Genomic DNA, 17,052 nt, shown 5'->3' on the forward strand with positions numbered 1-17,052 from the left:
TTTTTAATGAAATTCATAACACATTTTGCTAACTAATAGTATACACTATTAAAATAAATGTGTTATACTATTTATCGAGATACCTACATGGCAGACAAATATATTTAAAGGATGGTATTAGTATATGAAGACAGTTGATGTAAACTTTGAATTAAACGAATTACTTATTAGTAATCAAATGTATAACCAACTTAGCGTTTCTGAGTTAGTTGAAAAAGTCCTAACAAGACAAGAAGGAATTTTAACGTCAACAGGAGCAGTTAGCGTTTCAACAGGCAAATATACTGGACGTTCACCTAAGGATAAATTTATTGTTAAAGAGGCATCTGTTGAAAATTTAATCGATTGGGGTTCAGTAAACCAACCAATCTCTGCTGACGTATTCGAAAAATTATATAGCAAAGTACTTAACTACTTAAAAGATCGTAACGAACTATTCTTATTTAAAGGATTTGCTGGCGCAGATACTGAGTACCGTTTACCTATCCAAGTAATTAACGAATTTGCATGGCACAACCTATTTGCTCATCAATTATTTATTCGCCCAACTGAGCAAGAACTTCTAACTCATGAAGCTGAGTTTACAATTGTTTCTGCTCCGACATTTAAAGCAGACCCAGTAGTAGATGGAACAAATTCAGAGGCATTTGTTATTGTATCATTTGAAAAGAAAATAATCTTAATTGGTGGTACTGAATACGCTGGAGAAATGAAAAAATCAATTTTCTCTATCATGAATTTCCTATTACCACAAAATAATGTTTTACCAATGCACTGTTCTGCTAACGTTGGTAGCGAAGGCGATGTAGCATTATTCTTTGGTCTTTCAGGAACTGGTAAAACTACATTATCTGCTGATGCAGACCGCAAATTAATCGGTGATGACGAGCATGGCTGGTCAGATAATGGTGTATTCAATATTGAAGGCGGTTGCTACGCTAAATGTATCAACTTAACATTTGAAAAAGAGCCACAAATTTTCTCTGCAATTAAATTTGGTACTGTTTTAGAAAATGTAGTTGTTAAATCTGATAGCCGTTTAGCTGACTATGATGATACAACTTTAACAGAAAATACTCGTGCTGCATATCCAATGCAAGCAATTCAAAATATCATTGAGCCAAGCGTTGCTGGACATCCACATGCAATTATCTTTTTAACTGCTGATGCATTTGGAGTATTACCTCCAATCAGCAAATTAACAAAAGAGCAAGCAATGTACCACTTCTTAAGTGGATTTACTAGTAAATTAGCAGGTACTGAGCGTGGTGTTACATCTCCACAAGTAACATTCTCAACATGCTTTGGATCACCATTCTTACCGCTTCCAGCTGTAGAATATGCAAAAATGCTTGGTGAAAAAATTGAAAAACATAATGTAAATGTATTCTTAGTAAACACTGGCTGGACTGGTGGAGAATATGGCGTTGGTAAACGTATGAATCTTTCTTACACAAGAGCAATGGTTCACGCTGCACTTGAAGGAGATTTAAACAACATTGAAACTACACAAGATGAGTTTTTCGGATTAGCAATTCCAACTCATGTACCTGGTGTACCTGATAGCGTATTAGTTCCATCAACAACTTGGGAAGATAAATCAGCATATGATCAAAAAGCTCTTGAATTAGTAAAAAAATTCCAAGAAAACTTCAAAAAGTTTGAAGGCTTTGACGCTCAATTAGCTGAGCTTGGTGGACCTTTAAAATAATTTAATAAATAAAAATGTAAGGGCTGTCCTAAAGTCAGAATTAATGACATTTGGATAGCCCTTTTTAATCAGAGTTAAAATTTCGCTATTAATCTAATGCCATATTATAAATCCTAAAATGCAAAAGCATCCAAACTGTTCATTTGGATGCTTTTTTTATATAAAGACATAATTATCTTTCAGCTGGTGTATTCCCCATTGATATAGAGATTCTATTCCAGCTATTAATTTGATTGATTATAAGGACAAGATTTACATATTCCTTTTCGCTGAAGTGTTTACTAACACGATTATAGAGTTCTCCTGGCACACCTTTATTCGGGATCAATGTGATATGCTCTGTTAACTCTAATGCTGCTTTTTCTGCATCTGTATAAAAAGCACACTCTTTCCATGTAGTAAGACAATATATACGTTGTTCCGTTTCACCTATTTCTCTTGCTTCAGAGGTATGCATGTCGATGCAAAATGCACAACCATTAATTTGTGAAGCACGAATTTTAATAAGTTCACGAAGTTTATGGTCTATACCCGTTGATTTAGTATACTTTTCCATTTCCATCATTATTTTAAGTGCTTCTGGTGCTAACTTATAATAATTAATTTGTTGTTCCATTTTATTTCCCCCTAAAAAAGTTAATTCTAAAAATAAATGTTTAGATGTAGAATTATATTAAACAATCGGCGACTAACTTAATCGCCGATTGATATAATCCATAATAAATCGTTTTTTTTATTTTGTCAAACTCATTTATTTGCTCTAAAAGTAAATGTTTGACAAAGAAATAAAACATTTCTAAGATTAATTAACATAATCTCTTTTATGAAGAAGGTGTTTTAATGCAGTATAGCGTTGGAGTTGAGTATGCACTTCACTGCCTAGTTTATTTAATTGATACTCCTGAAGATTCTCCAATTGGAATAAAGGAACTTTCCTTCTTTCAAGGTGTTTCAGATACATATCTCTCAAAGATTTTTAGTAAATTATCTAAAGCTGGTATTGTAAGTTCAGTTCCAGGAGTTAAAGGTGGTTTTAAACTTGCTAAATCTCCAGAAGAAATTTCTTTTTGGGATGTAATTGAAGCAGTTGAAGGTTCTAAACCCATATTTCAATGTAAAAACATTAAAGATAATGGTTATCTATATAGAGAAAAAGGTTGTACTCCAAGTGCTACTTGCACGATCAATTTAGTCATGCTCTCTGCAGAAGAAAAAATGCATGAATATTTACGTAGTAAAACACTTTCGTGGTTAAACAAAGAATTAGCAACTGTTTTACCTAGCGAAATACGCGAAGATACTCGAAAATATTTTTCGAAGAGCAATAAATAAAAACCTCTCTAATTTCCTAAAAAAGGAATTTTGAGAGGTTTTTTCTTTTGTCCAAAAAATTTCTGCTGTTCTTCAGTCAAACTGCACGTCAGAACTCCGCATTCACCCATTTTCTCCTATTGCATAGGCTAATTGTATATTTTTGATTAGGAGGGATTAAATGAAAATCAAATGGTTCGTTATTTTATTTTTATTAGTTGCTTCTATTTTAGGTGCTTGCTCGAAAGATAAACCAAAAGATGGCAATACAAAAGTAAGAGTTGCAGAGGTGACTCATTCATTATTCTACGCACCTGAATATGTGGCCATAAGTGAAGGGATTTTTAAAAAGCATGGATTAGATGTTGAATTAACGACTACTGCTGGTGGAGATAAAACAATGACTGCTGTGCTATCAAACGGTGCAGATATTGGATTAGTTGGTCCTGAAACAACAATCTATGTATACGCTCAAGGAGCAAATGATCCAGTTAAAAGCTTTGCTCAACTGACTCAAACGGATGGAACTTTTTTAGTAGCGAGAAATCAAACTGGTACATTTAATTGGGATCAACTAAAAGGCACAACGTTTTTAGGGCAAAGAAAAGGTGGCATGCCACAAATGGTTGGCGAATACGTCCTAAGTAAACATGGGATTGATCCACATAAAGATTTGAATCTTATCCAAAACATCGACTTTGCTAATATCGCGAATGCATATGCATCAGGGACTGGACAATATGTACAATTATTTGAGCCTACAGCAAGTATTATGGAAAAAGAAGGAAGAGGCAAAATCGTCGCTTCATTCGGATTAGAATCAGGAAAAGTACCTTACACGGCTTTTATAGCAAAAGAAAGTTATTTGAAGAAGAATGCTAAAACAGCTCAACAATTTACTGATGCAATTTATGAAGCCGAGCAATGGGTTGATTCTCATTCCGCTGAAGAAATCGCAAAAAGTGTTGCACCATTCTTTAAAGATACACCTTTAGATATTTCAATAAAAGTTATTGATCGTTATAAGTCTCAAAACTCTTATTCAACAAATCCAATATTAGAAGAAGATGAGTGGAATAATCTTCAAACGATCATGAAACACTCTGGCGTATTACCAAAAGAGGTTCCACACTCAGTATTAGTTGATACAAAATTCGCTGAAAAATCTACGGAGAAGTAGAAGGTCATTAAAATGAGCTATCTTACAATTGATGATATTTCTCATGTATTTTTATCAAAGCAAAAAGCAATTAAAATATTGGATGGTTTAACGTTTAATGTTGAAAAGGGTGAATTTGTTTCAGTACTAGGTCCAAGTGGATGTGGAAAAAGCACACTTTTGTCTATTATTTCTTCCTTGCTTGTACCATATGAGGGTTCAGTAAAGTTTAAAGGCAAGCCATATAATATAAAATCAGGGGAAATTGGTTACATGCTTCAGCACGATTATTTGTTCCCTTGGAAAACAATTAAGGAAAATATATTTCTAGGTCTTCAAATTCTAGATAAGGACACAGAAGAAAACAAGAATCGAACTTTAGAATTGTTAAATGAAGTTGGATTAAAAGATTACGAAAATGCATACCCAAGAGAACTTTCTGGTGGAATGAGACAACGAGTTGCATTAGTAAGAACTCTCTCTACAAGCCCATCAATTGTATTATTGGATGAACCATTTTCAGCTTTAGATTATCAAAATAAAGTAAAACTAGAAGAATTAGTTTTCAACTTATTTAAAAAGTTAAATACAACCGCTATATTAGTAACTCACGATATCGAAGAAGCTGTAGCAATGTGTGATCGGGTCATTACGCTAACTAATGTTCCTACAAAAATATCAAAAGTTTTTCATTTACCAGATGAATTACGTACGCACTCCCCTTTTGAAGCACGACACCAATCACTTTTTTCATCTTACGTTTCTTCTATTTGGAAGGAGTTGGAGAAACGTGGATAAAGTATATGATGAGCTAAAATCCTATCATGACAAAATAGCAAAAAAAAATCGCCGCAAAAAACTTTTAGTATTTTTTATCCAAATATTAATTATTATTATATTTTTCATAGCTTGGGAGCTCTTAAGCCACCGAAGAATAATTGATCCATTATTATTTAGTGCACCAACTAAAATTTACGATTTATTTATCTCTAAAATCGCGGATGGCTCGATTTATCATGATGCTATGACTACGATTACTGAAACGTTAGTTGGCTTTATTTTAGGTACAATTCTTGGATTAGTTCTAGCCATTATACTTTGGTGGTATCCATTCACTTCAAAAGTACTAGACCCGTTTTTAGTAGTTTTTAATGCAATGCCAAAGGTTGCGCTTGGCCCAATCATTATCGTTATTTTTGGACCTTCGTATTCTTCAATAATTGCCATGGGGATCATTATAAGTTTTGTCATTACAGCACTAGTTATTTATCAAGCCTTTTTACAAGTAGACGAAAATTACGTAAAAGTCATTAAAAGTTTTGGAGCAACAAAAACTCAAATCTTTAAAAATGTCATCTTTCCTGCTAGTATACCTACCGTCATTTCAACATTAAAAGTAAATGTCGGCTTAGCTTGGGTAGGAGTGATTGTCGGAGAGTTCTTAGTTTCCAAAAGCGGACTCGGCTATTTAATCGTATATGGCTTCCAAGTATTTAACTTCACGCTCGTTTTAATGAGTGTATTAATCATCAGCGTTTGCGCTGGTGTAATGTATATAATTGTTGAATATATAGAGAGAAAAACATTAAAAAAATAAGTGAAAAGCTCACCGGAGGTGTGAGCTTTTTTAGCATGTTTGGAAAGTACGAACACTAAGTGAACTTTATTGATAAAGTTGTGAACTTTGTTGATAAAGTACTGATTTTTGTTGATATAACAATGATTTTTGTTGATATAACGGGAATCTTTGTTGATAAACATCATTTGAGCATTAATTGAGGGGAGCAATTTCGTGTTTATTATGATTTTTTACATGATTTTGTACTTACTCGAACTATTTTAATGATATTTTTTCTTTTTTTGATTCACACACTACACTTTGTTCTAATTTAATGCCTTTATTTGCAGTTTTGCTGATTTATATTGCAGTTTCTCCTTTTTATTTGCACCTCCCCAGATTTAATTGCAGTTTCTCCTTTTTTATTTGCACTTCCCTAGATTTAATTGCAGTTTCTCCTTTTTTATTTGCACTTCCTCGGATTTGTTCCCACCCTCACCTTTCTTTTTTTGCCCAACCCATGATTTATTTTCAAACCAAAAAAACGTAAAAAGGCTCACTTATAAAAGTGAGCCTTTTTTATTATTTAAATAACTTAAACTTTGTGAAAATACTTCGTCACGCATGATAAAACTAAATCTTCGATCCCTTTTTATGTTTGGTGGAAATTCATCTAATAGGACAGGGCCGTTTGTTTCAAAATAATGCTTTTGTGTTAACAGTTCACTTATTTCGGCAAAGTAAATATTTTTTATAATGATTTTGTCCTTACCTGTAACACGATACTGCCCTAGGTAATTAATTTTAGATACATTTCCACCGGTTTCTTCTAAAACTTCGCGTTTAGCGGCTTCTTCTGGCGTTTCGCCTTCTTCTACTTTTCCACCTGGAAATTCGTATCCTCTTCTTTGGTGGTCTGTTAGTAACCATTGGTCATTGTATTTACAAATAACCCAAACATGCTTTGGATTGAGTGCAAATGGATGCTTCTCAAATGATAATTCAACTGTATTATGGTAAAAATCTTTAAATATGTACATTTTAACCTTCCTACATTCATACTTGTTTATCCATTGTACTATGTCTATTAAAATGTTTCATCATTATTAAAATAATATTCCTTAATCTTTATGAAAATATTTGAATGCCTTGCATATTGGACAGTATACTATATCATAGTAGTATAACTATTTAGGAGGATTAGCGTATGACTGGAGTATTTGTTGTTAGTGGAATTATTATCGTTGTTGTGTTTGGTGCATTCGTACTTACTGTAAATAAAGGCTATGGAGTACAGCATAAAGTCGATAAGCTAGAAGACGTAAAAATGAATAATAACCATGATGAAAAATAATTCTAGCAGACGTAAGGTTTGTATATGAATAAAATATTAATTGGAATCATTCGATTTTATCAAAAATGGATATCACCTGCAACGCCACCTTCATGTAGATTTTATCCAACATGCTCTCATTATGGATTAGAGGCACTACAGACTCATGGTGCGCTAAAAGGCTCTTATTTAACGACTAAAAGAATACTTAAGTGCCATCCGTTTCATCCAGGTGGATTTGATCCAGTACCTGAGAAGAAAAATAAGGAAATAAAAAAAGATACGGTCAAAGAAACTTGAAATGAATGACAAGTTTAATTTGATCGTATTTTTTTGTCTATTTTTTTAAGCATGTCTATAAATCTTTTTAGAAAGACTTCTCACTCTTGCTTCATCCACTTCTACTCCTATACCAGGCCCATCTGGAACTCTAACTTTTCCATTTATTAATGCTACCTCTGGATAAATAATATCGCGCTCCCAATGTCTAGATGAGGCCGATATATCTCCAGGGATCGTAAATCCTGGAAGAGAGGCTAATGCAACGTTTTGAATTCTAGAGATTCCTGTTTCGATCATACCCCCAACCCAAATTGGAATATTCTTTTCAACGCAATAACGATGAATTTCGATTGAGTTGGTTAGTCCTCCGACTCTGCCAGGCTTTACAGTAATGATTTTACATGCTTTTAGTTCGTGGGCAATTTGAACATCCTCAATGGAACAAATACTTTCATCTAAACAAACAGGGGTCGAAATTTCCTTTTGAAGAATAGCATGTTCAATAAATTGGCGCTCACCGAAAGGCTGCTCAATCATCATTAGATTAAATTGATCTAATTTTCTTAGTTGAGGGATGTCGTCTATCGAATAATCCGAATTAGCATCAATCATTAAAGGAATTGTCGGATAGCTATTTCGAATAGTAGATACAATTTCGTAATCATTTTCTCTCGAAACCTTTATTTTAAATCGTTCATATCCTTGTGCTAAATAGTCACCAATTTGTTTTGTCATTTTTCCTGGCTCGTCTATACTAATAACGACCCCAACTGGTATCTCAGCTTTATTGCCCCCTAAGGCTTGCGCTAACGAAATTGAATTTTGTTTACTATACAAATCCCAATACGCACTTTCAAGCCCTGCTTTAGCCATTTGATTCCCTTTAAATTGATTTAACTGCAATGCTACTTCACTAGGATGATTAAATTGTTTATATAATAATTTTGGGATTAAGAAATCTTGTAAAACATGAAGTGCTGAATAAATCGTTTCTTCCGTATACCACGGTTCAGAAAAAGCAATAACTTCCCCAAAACCATGCACTCCATTTTCATCGATAATTTTAACAATAATACTTTCACGTTTTTCATATGTACCATAGCTTGTTTTAAATGGTATCTTTAAAGGCTGTTCAATTAAAAATAATTCAATTTGTTGAATTAACATCATTAATTCCCCTTATAAAAGCTTTAGCAGCTCTCTTCTTACTAGCTTGTTTGTTGCATTTCTTGGTAAGTTTTCTACATAAATTATTTCTTTTGGAATTTTATATCCCGCTATTTTATCTCGACAATACTCGATTAGTTCTTCTTGGGATGGAGGATTAGAGGATTTACTGATCACAAATCCAACAGGTACCTTTCCCCAAGCTGGATCTTCTTTGCCAGTTACACCAGCTTCAATAATGTCTGGGTGCGATAATAATACTGATTCGATCTCTGCAGGATAGACATTCTCTCCCCCAGAAATAATTAAGTCACTTCGACGATCAACTACGAATAAAAAGCCATCTTCATCTACATAACCTAAATCACCTGTGTAAAGGTAATCAGATGCATTCAAATCCCGATCAAGCTTATAATACCCTTTACTTACATTCGGTCCCTTGACGACAATTTCTCCTACTTCTCCAGGTAAGCAAGTTCGACCATCTTCTTTTATTTCAAGTGTACAACCGAATAAAGCTTTACCAGCAGAACCAAGTTTAGAAAGCATGTATTCAGGAGAAAGAGTTGCTATCTGTGAACATGTTTCAGTCATTCCATATGTTTGATAAACTGGTACATTTAAAGAACTTGCCTTTTGTAACAGTGGAAGTGGTGCAGGACCCCCTCCAAGTAAAGCTGCCCTTACACTTTTTAAATCATTTGTTCCTTCAACAAGTGTTAAGAGGTCATTTAAAACTTTTGTAACGACAGATAGAATGGTTACATTATGCTTTATGACGCAGTCTTTAATTGTTTGTGCATCAGCTTTATTTGTTATGACAATTTTCATTCCATAAATCGCACTTTTGTATACAGTTGATAAGCCACCTACATGGAACATTGGTAAACAAACTAGCCATACATCCTGCTGCTCTAATCCTAAATTTAAGACTGATGCAACGGCACTGTTAAAGTGGTTACGATAAGTTTGTAAAACTGCTTTTGGGAAGCCAGTTGTTCCGGATGTGTACATCATTGTAGCGATTTTATCCTCATCAAAATTATACCGGATCGGAAAATCCTTCATTTCGACATGTTCCAACCCATCTATATTTATCAATTTAATATTTTCAGGTACCTTGATTGCATTTGAATTTGTTACGATTAAAAATTCAGAATCACTATTTTCTAATTGGTATCTTATTTCATCATCACTTAATCTTATATTCAGTAAAATTGATGTAGCTCCGATATAATGAAGGGCATATACAACTTGTATAAACTCAACGGAATTATTCATTAAAACAGACACATGGGACTCGTCTTTTATACCTAATTGGTGAAATTTATATGCTAGATTTAAAACCCGGTTATGTAATTCCTTAAACGTAATTTCCTCTACATCGGTTGCAACGGCTACTCGATCAGGAGTTAATCTGACTCTTTCAAGTAAAAAATTCGGAATTTGACTCATTTAAATACACTTCCTTACTGTAATGAAAATTAATTCAAAAAAGCTTGATGATTGCTCATCAAGCTTTCAGACTGCCCGCCAAACGCTCGCTTTCTTCGTTACTTCGTCTGTCTGCGGTGCTCATTACCGGTAGGGTAACTCCGCTCCTCATCAGACTTCGTGCCTCGAAAGACAAACGTTTTCAGGCAGTCTGAAAATCAAATTTTTAGGACTTTGCCTATAAACTGAAAAGCTTGATGATTGCTCATCAAGCTTTTATCTTCTTTCAAATCAAGGAAAACGTGGGAATTTATCGAAATCAGGTGTACGTTTTTCTTTAAATGCATCGCGGCCTTCTTTTGCTTCATCAGTTGTGTAGTAAAGAAGTGTTGCATCTCCAGCTAGCTGTTGAATTCCAGCTAAACCATCTGTATCTGCATTCATTGCTGCTTTTAAGAAACGAAGTGCAGTTGGACTCTTTTCAAGCATTTCTTCAGCCCATTTAACTGTTTCAGTTTCTAATTCTTCTAAAGGTACTACTTTGTTTACTAAGCCCATATCTGATGCTTCTTGTGCATTATATTGACGGCATAAGTACCAAATTTCACGAGCTTTTTTATGACCTACAATACGAGCTAAATAGCCTGAGCCATAACCAGCGTCAAAGCTACCTACTTTTGGACCAGTTTGTCCAAATTTAGCGTTTTCTGCAGCGATTGTTAAGTCACAAACTACGTGAAGAACATGTCCTCCACCAATTGCGTATCCAGCTACCATCGCAATTACAGGCTTTGGAATAACACGAATTAAGCGTTGTAAATCTAATACATTAAGGCGAGGAATGTGGTCTTGTCCAACATAACCACCGTGTCCGCGAACACTTTGGTCTCCTCCAGAACAGAATGCTTTTCCACCTTCACCTGTTAAAATAATAACACCAATTTTTTGGTCATCTCTTGCATAAGCAAAAGCATCAATCAATTCTGATACTGTTAATGGTGTAAATGCGTTATGTACGTGCGGACGATTGATTGAAATTTTAGCGATTCCATTATATGTAGAATATAAAATTTCTTCATACTTTCTTTCTTGTACCCATTCAATAGTCATGAAATTTCCTCCTTTTCTCTTTCCAATAAAAACCCACTTACTATTGTAGCAAATTTTTCCGATTGTTCCACATGAATTGCATGGCCAGCGTGTGGAATTTTTATAATTTCGCTATTTTTTAGCTTCTCGTTCATTTTCCCCATTATTAGGCAAAACTTTTCATCATATTCACCACAAACTAATAATGTTGTTTTGTGAAATTGATTTAAATCATTCCATAAAGAAGGCTGGATGCCTGTCCCCATCCCTTTTAGACTATTACTTAGTCCAATTGGTGACTGATTTAATCTACCTTGTTTAATCTCTTCCTGTGATGATTTAGGTAGATTCTTTTGTGTAGAAAATAACGGTATGTTTTCCCAATAATTAACAAATGTTTCAATGCCATCATTCATGATCATCGAGGATAATTTAGTATCTTGTTCGATTCGAGCTAATCTTTCACGCTCAGTATTAAGACCAGCTGTACAACTTTCTAAAATAAGTGAGCTAATTTTAGCTGGGTAGGCCAAAGCAAAATAGAGGGCTAGTCTACCACCCATTGAATAGCCTAATAAATGCACAGAATCAATCTGCTTTTGTATTAAAAAGTCAGATAGATCTTTAGCAGCATACTCCATTTTATAACGTTCGTCATCAATTGGAGCATCAGTCTCACCATGCCCTAATAAATCAATTGCTATTACATGAAAATTTAGTTCTAGCTCTTTTATTAAATTTCCCCATGTTTCCTTTGAACCGGTGAAACCGTGCAATAAGAGAATTGTTTGCCCTTGACCAGATTCAGTATATGAATAGGTAACTTCATTAATCTTAATTTCCATTAGCAGGAACACCTAACTTTACTTTTCGTATTTAGATTTTACAATGCTCCAAACTTTTTGATGTAGATCATAATTTTCTTGACGATTTGTTCGAATTTCGATAACTTGTAAACCATCATTCTTTCTAGACAACACATCTTCAAAATCGAACCAATTATTAATTTTTGTATGAATTCCACCGAAAAGTGCTGTAGCATGTTCAAAATCCAATCCTAATGGAGTGCCAAACAATGCTTCGAAATGCTTTTCCTCTTTTGATTGAGGTAAAAATGAGAAGATGCCGCCTCCATCATTATTAACGAGAATAACTCGTAAAGGCAAATGATGTAGCTTAGAAAGTACTAGACTATTTAAATCATGGTAGAAAGATAAATCTCCAATCAATAATGTCACATTGTCTCCAGCTGCTGCCATTCCTAATGCGGTCGCAATTGTTCCATCAATACCATTTACGCCTCGATTACAAGCAATTTTTAACTTTTTAGATTGCGAAAGTAAAAATGTATCTACATCACGAATTGGCATACTGTTTGATACAAATAAAGTACTTTCTTCCTCTATAGACTTTGCTAAAACTTGAACAATTTTCCCCTCAAAAAGTTCATCAAACTGTTCAACTTGCTGAAGTCCGTTTTTCGTTTTTTCATTAATTGATTTCCATTCATTCAACCAATCAGGTTGAAATTCAGTTGTCTTCTCATATGATTCGAAAATTGCATTACAAAATTCAAGATCATCACATGAAATCATTTGTGTAGCTTTTAATGTTGGATCTCTCCATAGGTCACCTTCATCAATTACAATCAGCTCACAATCTTGTTGCCTTTGTGTATATTGAGTAAATGTCTTAGAGACAGGCATCGAGCCAAATCGAACAATTATTTCAGACTCAAGTGAATTAGCAATATCTTCAAAACGAAGGAACGTATCGTATGTATCGATTACATTTGAATCCTCATTATTATTTGCTCTACCATTTGAAAGCGGATCACAAAGAACTGGGTAGTCTAATAAACTTCCTAAAGCAATAATCCTTTTTAAAGCATCGCCTTCAACATACGGTCCACAAACTAATAAGCCTTTTCTTTTTGATTGAAAAAGCTCGGTGATTTCATTTCTTGTTTCCTCTGAAATTATCGCAAGAGTTTTAGTAAGTATCGTATGAGCAGAATTTTTACGTTTTCCTGACGAAAATAAATCATCAATTGCAAAATTTGGAACTAATGGTTCTCGTAGAGGCACATTCATATGTACAGGCCCCATGGGAGCAGTCACACATGAACGGTAAAGTCGATTAATACTTGAACGGGCATATTGGTACATTGCCTCAGAAGCTTCTGGTAAGGCCAGTTCAATGAATTTTTTTACAAAAGAACCATATAAGCCAATTTGATTCATGGCCTGCGGTGCACCAATATCTCGCAGCTCATGTGGTCGATCAGCTGTTAATACGATCAAAGGAATTCTAGATTCTCTCGCTTCAGATATTGCAGGTAAATAGTTAGAAGCCGCTGTTCCAGATGTACAAATTAAAACTGTTGGCTGTTTAGTACTTTTGGCAATTCCTAAAGCAAAAAAACCTGCTCCTCTTTCATCCACTGCAATATAAGACTTAAGTTTTGGATGCTCATTTACAAGCATCGAGATTGGTGTAGAACGCGACCCAGGGCTAATTACAACGTTTTGAATATTTAGTGCGCTTAATTCATCTACAAGAGCACCTATATATTTTGTTAATGCTTCATTATCTTTCATTTCGTAACCCTCCTAATGCGTTCAGCATTGGCAGAAACTTTACACCAGTTTCAAAAAATTCTTCCTCTGGTTTTGAATCTTGTACAACACCACAACCGGCATATAATTTTGCTTTTTCTCCCTTAATTAAGGCACTACGTATGCCTACAGCAAAATCGCCATTTCCATTTAAATCAATCCATCCAATTGGAGCACCATACCAACCGCGATCCACAGGTTCAAGTTCACGAATTAATTTGCATGCTTCTTCCTTAGGAAAACCACCAAGTGCTGGTGTCGGATGTAATGCTTGAATTAGTTCGAATAAAGTAACGTTGTTATATAATTTCCCTTCAACTGGCGTAAATAAATGCAATAAGCTTTTAGTCGCCATAATTCTTGGGGTCGACGGAATTAATAATTCGTTACAATATTTCTTTAGAGTTTCTCGGATATAGTTTACAACAAAAGCATGTTCTCCATTATTTTTTTTACTATTTAATAGCCAATTAGAAGCCTCTATATTTTCTTCCTTAGTTTTTCCTTTAGCAGCTGAACCCGCAAGGCACATTGAAGAAACCGTATTATTTTTTTTAGAAATCAATCGTTCAGGAGTAGCACTAATAAATACAGTATCTTTTATTTGATAAGAAATAATATAATTAACATTTCTTGTTGCTTCTAGTTCATATATTACTTTTGTTGAATTTACTTCTGCCGAAAATGTAGCATCTAAAGTGCGATTTAATACAACCTTTTCTAACTTTTCGTTTTTCATTTGTTGTATAGCTTCTTTTACACTTTGAATCCATTCATTTGGTTCATATTCATCCTTATTGATGCATTCCGATTGCGTAAAACTCGGTTGCTTCATTCCAAAGTTTTCTAAAAAGTCATCATATTCTTTATATTGAAGCAATAAATCCTCTACGGAAGTTTGTTCATTTATTTCATAATTAGAAGTAATAAATGTTCCTTCTTTTGTAACCGTCACCATTAATTTAGGTATATAGAAATGAGAGGTTCCAAAATTCTTCCAATCTTGATCATCTTTATAATCATCAAAAAAAGAGAAACCCCCAAGAGCTATAGGTCCTGTACCAAAGCAATGTTCTTGCTCGATATGCACTTGCTCTCCAAAGCGTTTCCATTCTTTTTCTATTGCAGAATACTGTTCTTCTGTACTATGATGAAAAGGAACTAAAGTACCAATTCCTGTGAGAATTAACGAGTTTTCTTGGTTTGACCAATAAAAGCGTTCAGTAAAACCCAATTCATGATAAAAATGGTAAACGCTTAGGGGATGAATATTCATTATTTTTTCCACTTTACAAATAAAGCGTTTTGAACAAGTTTTTGCATTCAAAAGAGAGTGCTCAAAGAATGCAATCGATTCTAGCTGACCTGTTCTAAGCATTATAGTTCCCCCTAGCTTAAATATACGTTAAATACATGATATAACTAAAGATACAACGATGAATGTAGACTGTCAATTTTATGAAGTTCGTCCATACTTTTTTAAAGTAAAATGGCCTACATTTTCAAATAATAATAAAAAGGAGGATGTTAAAAATGCAACCAACAATTCAATCACCAACTTCCTCAACAGGTTTTAGAACATGGTGGAATTTGTTAAGACCACATACATTAACCGCAGCGTTCATTCCTGTTGCGATCGGTGCAATGTTAGCACATATAGATCATTCATTTCATTTACTTTTATTTCTTTCGATGCTTATTGCAAGTTTATTAATCCAAGCAGCTGCAAATATGATCAATGAGTATTATGATTATAAAAGAGGTCTTGATCATGAAGGTTCTGTCGGAATCGGAGGAGCAATCGTAAGAGATGGCATTAAACCTTCAACTGTATTAACACTCGCTTTTTCTTTTTTTGGTATTGCACTACTTTTAGGTATTTATATTTGCATTCAAAGTAGCTGGTGGATAGCAGTTATTGGTCTAATATGTATGGCAGCAGCTTATTTTTACACTGGAGGACCACTTCCAATTGCATATACTCCATTTGGAGAATTAGTTGCGGGCTTCTTTATGGGTGTTGTCATTATTGGAATTACTTATTATATCCAAGCTGGAAATTTACCATCTAATGTAATTTTACTATCAATTCCTACTTCTATTACAATTGGAGCAATTTTAACAGCAAACAATATACGCGATTTAGATAACGATAAAGAAAATGGACGCAAAACACTCGTTATCTTATTAGGTAAAAAGAATTCAATTATCTTTATTGGTTCAATGTTTGCCGTTGCATATGCATTAGTTATTTTATTTGTCATAATGAATTTAATTACACCTTTTGCACTGATTTCTTTAGCAAGTATACCGGTAGCAATTAAAGCAACAAAAGGTTTTATTGGTAAAACTCAACCAATGGAAATGATGCCAGCTATGGCAGCAACAGCAAAAACAAATACTATAATGGGATTCCTTCTTGTTATAGGCTTAATAATTGGAAATATTTTTTCCTAATTAAGACAATTCAATTCCTCAAAAAACTTAACTCATGTTTTCTCCCTTTTTGAACAAAATATGGATAGCCATATTCATTTATTGAAAAGGGGGAGCATGATGCTTTCACAATCACAAATCCAAACATTTAAAACTGAATTACTAAAACAAAAACAACATATAGAAGAAAGATTAAATGATCCAGCTTTTACTCCATATTCACTCAGGGATTCAGTCGACGAACTTTCACTTATAGACAATCACCCTGGTGATTTAGGTACTGAATTGTTTGAACGCGAAAAGGACATTTCTCTTCATGAGCATTTAAGAAATGAATTAACCGATGTAAATACTGCGCTGCAAAAAATTGAAAATGGAACATATGGCATATGTGAAATTAGTGGCGAAGAAATTCCCTTTGAACGTTTACAAGCACTTCCTACAGCGAAAGCAACAATTGAGCATACCCATGATCAACATATTTCAAGTTCTTCTATAAGATACGATCGTCCAATTGAGGAAGAAGTTCTAAATCCTCCATTTAGTAGGGATCCTAAAGACCGCTCAATGATGTATGACGCTGAAGACGCTCTACAAGATGTAGAACGATATGGAAATTCACAAACACCTTCTGATTTTGAATTCAATAATATTGAGGAGTATGAAAACACTTATACTGAGAGCTATGAAAATGTAGGATATGTTGAAGAATTTGAAAACTTTATCGGCACTGATATATATGGTAAAGAACGAACCGTCTACCCTTCTAAAAAGCATGAACAGTATGAACAAGACCTTGATGACTATGAAGAACAAGCCTTAAACGGCGAACTATCCGAAATCGATGTAAAAGACATAGAAAAGTATTAAATTATAGCTTTCATTTAAAAACGATTACTTTTATGGTAGTCGTTTTTTTTATTATTGAAATATAAAGCTTACGAAATTTCGTTA

The 17,052-nt window shown here is 34.0% G+C and carries 17 protein-coding genes; 9 read left to right on the forward strand and 8 right to left on the reverse strand.

Annotation, left to right across the window (positions count from 1 at the left end; genetic code table 11):
- Positions 1-124 precede the first annotated feature (124 nt).
- Positions 125-1,711 carry a phosphoenolpyruvate carboxykinase (ATP) gene (gene pckA / locus CN692_RS12895; protein WP_098119568.1) on the forward strand — a complete coding sequence of 529 codons (1,587 nt, stop codon included), beginning with the start codon at positions 125-127 and terminating at the stop codon, positions 1,709-1,711.
- Positions 1,712-1,883: 172 nt separating this feature from the next.
- Here the strand turns inward: pckA and CN692_RS12900 are convergent, their stop codons facing one another.
- Positions 1,884-2,327, reverse strand: a complete 444-nt coding sequence (locus CN692_RS12900; protein WP_098119569.1) for a carboxymuconolactone decarboxylase family protein — start codon at positions 2,325-2,327, stop codon at positions 1,884-1,886.
- Between the two features lie 224 nt (positions 2,328-2,551).
- On the opposite strand from CN692_RS12900, the gene CN692_RS12905 reads away from it, so the two are divergent.
- From CN692_RS12905 to CN692_RS12920, 4 genes are all read left to right on the forward strand, one after another.
- The gene (locus CN692_RS12905; protein WP_098119570.1) at positions 2,552-3,043 is read left to right on the forward strand and encodes an RrF2 family transcriptional regulator; all 492 of its coding nucleotides are present in this window, start codon (positions 2,552-2,554) and stop codon (positions 3,041-3,043) included.
- A gap of 166 nt (positions 3,044-3,209) precedes the next feature.
- A complete protein-coding gene (locus CN692_RS12910) occupies positions 3,210-4,202 on the forward strand; it encodes an ABC transporter substrate-binding protein (protein ID WP_373605001.1) in 993 nt (330 codons plus the stop codon).
- A gap of 12 nt (positions 4,203-4,214) precedes the next feature.
- On the forward strand, positions 4,215-4,979 hold the full coding sequence (locus CN692_RS12915) for an ABC transporter ATP-binding protein (RefSeq protein WP_098119572.1): 765 nt from the start codon (positions 4,215-4,217) through the stop codon (positions 4,977-4,979).
- Positions 4,972-5,778, forward strand: a complete 807-nt coding sequence (locus CN692_RS12920; protein WP_172447118.1) for an ABC transporter permease — start codon at positions 4,972-4,974, stop codon at positions 5,776-5,778. Before CN692_RS12915 ends, CN692_RS12920 begins: the two co-directional genes overlap by 8 nt.
- A 521-nt stretch (positions 5,779-6,299) precedes the next feature.
- Here the strand turns inward: CN692_RS12920 and ytkD are convergent.
- Complete coding sequence (gene ytkD / locus CN692_RS12925; protein WP_098119574.1) at positions 6,300-6,779, reverse strand: RNA deprotection pyrophosphohydrolase; 480 nt, start codon at positions 6,777-6,779, stop codon at positions 6,300-6,302.
- Between the two features lie 167 nt (positions 6,780-6,946).
- On the opposite strand from ytkD, the gene ytzI reads away from it, so the two are divergent.
- Positions 6,947-7,093, forward strand: coding sequence for a YtzI protein (gene ytzI, locus CN692_RS12930; protein WP_098119575.1), 147 nt, complete (start codon positions 6,947-6,949; stop codon positions 7,091-7,093).
- A gap of 24 nt (positions 7,094-7,117) precedes the next feature.
- A complete protein-coding gene (yidD, locus tag CN692_RS12935) occupies positions 7,118-7,372 on the forward strand; it encodes a membrane protein insertion efficiency factor YidD (RefSeq protein WP_098119576.1) in 255 nt (84 codons plus the stop codon).
- Positions 7,373-7,417: 45 nt separating this feature from the next.
- Here the strand turns inward: yidD and menC are convergent, their stop codons facing one another.
- The 6 genes from menC to CN692_RS12965 form a co-directional block, all read right to left on the reverse strand.
- Positions 7,418-8,521 (reverse strand): o-succinylbenzoate synthase, encoded by a 1,104-nt coding sequence (gene menC / locus CN692_RS12940; protein ID WP_098119577.1) that lies wholly within the window; start codon positions 8,519-8,521, stop codon positions 7,418-7,420.
- A gap of 12 nt (positions 8,522-8,533) precedes the next feature.
- On the reverse strand, positions 8,534-9,976 hold the full coding sequence (locus tag CN692_RS12945; protein WP_098119578.1) for an o-succinylbenzoate--CoA ligase: 1,443 nt from the start codon (positions 9,974-9,976) through the stop codon (positions 8,534-8,536).
- 270 nt (positions 9,977-10,246) lie between these two features.
- Positions 10,247-11,065, reverse strand: a complete 819-nt coding sequence (gene menB, locus CN692_RS12950; RefSeq protein ID WP_098119579.1) for a 1,4-dihydroxy-2-naphthoyl-CoA synthase — start codon at positions 11,063-11,065, stop codon at positions 10,247-10,249.
- Positions 11,062-11,889, reverse strand: a complete 828-nt coding sequence (gene menH / locus CN692_RS12955) for a 2-succinyl-6-hydroxy-2,4-cyclohexadiene-1-carboxylate synthase (RefSeq protein ID WP_098119580.1) — start codon at positions 11,887-11,889, stop codon at positions 11,062-11,064. The genes menB and menH overlap by 4 nt, the downstream gene beginning before the upstream one ends.
- An 18-nt stretch (positions 11,890-11,907) precedes the next feature.
- The gene (menD, locus tag CN692_RS12960) at positions 11,908-13,644 is read right to left on the reverse strand and encodes a 2-succinyl-5-enolpyruvyl-6-hydroxy-3-cyclohexene-1-carboxylic-acid synthase (RefSeq protein ID WP_098119581.1); all 1,737 of its coding nucleotides are present in this window, start codon (positions 13,642-13,644) and stop codon (positions 11,908-11,910) included.
- Complete coding sequence (locus tag CN692_RS12965; RefSeq protein WP_098119582.1) at positions 13,634-15,040, reverse strand: isochorismate synthase; 1,407 nt, start codon at positions 15,038-15,040, stop codon at positions 13,634-13,636. The genes menD and CN692_RS12965 overlap by 11 nt, the downstream gene beginning before the upstream one ends.
- A gap of 155 nt (positions 15,041-15,195) precedes the next feature.
- Between CN692_RS12965 and CN692_RS12970 the strand changes: the two genes are divergently transcribed.
- Positions 15,196-16,119, forward strand: a complete 924-nt coding sequence (locus tag CN692_RS12970) for a 1,4-dihydroxy-2-naphthoate polyprenyltransferase (protein WP_142317432.1) — start codon at positions 15,196-15,198, stop codon at positions 16,117-16,119.
- 99 nt (positions 16,120-16,218) lie between these two features.
- The gene (locus CN692_RS12975; RefSeq protein WP_098119584.1) at positions 16,219-16,968 is read left to right on the forward strand and encodes a TraR/DksA C4-type zinc finger protein; all 750 of its coding nucleotides are present in this window, start codon (positions 16,219-16,221) and stop codon (positions 16,966-16,968) included.
- The last annotated feature ends 84 nt before the right edge of the window (positions 16,969-17,052 follow it).

It is taken from the genome of Bacillus sp. AFS002410 (genome assembly GCF_002556365.1).
GTDB lineage: Bacteria > Bacillota > Bacilli > Bacillales > Bacillaceae_G > Gottfriedia.

What these genes read in the sequence shown, in the direction of transcription:
- CN692_RS12945 (WP_098119578.1), bottom strand. Translation starts at nt 9,976, where the DNA reads ATGAGTCAAATTCCGAATTTTTTACTTGAAAGAGTCAGATTAACTCCT.
- CN692_RS12905 (WP_098119570.1), top strand. Translation starts at nt 2,552, where the DNA reads ATGCAGTATAGCGTTGGAGTTGAGTATGCACTTCACTGCCTAGTTTAT.
- menC (WP_098119577.1), bottom strand. Translation starts at nt 8,521, where the DNA reads ATGTTAATTCAACAAATTGAATTATTTTTAATTGAACAGCCTTTAAAG.
- CN692_RS12900 (WP_098119569.1), bottom strand. Translation starts at nt 2,327, where the DNA reads ATGGAACAACAAATTAATTATTATAAGTTAGCACCAGAAGCACTTAAA.
- menD (WP_098119581.1), bottom strand. Translation starts at nt 13,644, where the DNA reads ATGAAAGATAATGAAGCATTAACAAAATATATAGGTGCTCTTGTAGAT.
- ytkD (WP_098119574.1), bottom strand. Translation starts at nt 6,779, where the DNA reads ATGTACATATTTAAAGATTTTTACCATAATACAGTTGAATTATCATTT.
- CN692_RS12965 (WP_098119582.1), bottom strand. Translation starts at nt 15,040, where the DNA reads ATGCTTAGAACAGGTCAGCTAGAATCGATTGCATTCTTTGAGCACTCT.
- yidD (WP_098119576.1), top strand. Translation starts at nt 7,118, where the DNA reads ATGAATAAAATATTAATTGGAATCATTCGATTTTATCAAAAATGGATA.
- CN692_RS12970 (WP_142317432.1), top strand. Translation starts at nt 15,196, where the DNA reads ATGCAACCAACAATTCAATCACCAACTTCCTCAACAGGTTTTAGAACA.
- CN692_RS12975 (WP_098119584.1), top strand. Translation starts at nt 16,219, where the DNA reads ATGCTTTCACAATCACAAATCCAAACATTTAAAACTGAATTACTAAAA.
- CN692_RS12915 (WP_098119572.1), top strand. Translation starts at nt 4,215, where the DNA reads ATGAGCTATCTTACAATTGATGATATTTCTCATGTATTTTTATCAAAG.
- ytzI (WP_098119575.1), top strand. Translation starts at nt 6,947, where the DNA reads ATGACTGGAGTATTTGTTGTTAGTGGAATTATTATCGTTGTTGTGTTT.
- menB (WP_098119579.1), bottom strand. Translation starts at nt 11,065, where the DNA reads ATGACTATTGAATGGGTACAAGAAAGAAAGTATGAAGAAATTTTATAT.
- pckA (WP_098119568.1), top strand. Translation starts at nt 125, where the DNA reads ATGAAGACAGTTGATGTAAACTTTGAATTAAACGAATTACTTATTAGT.
- menH (WP_098119580.1), bottom strand. Translation starts at nt 11,889, where the DNA reads ATGGAAATTAAGATTAATGAAGTTACCTATTCATATACTGAATCTGGT.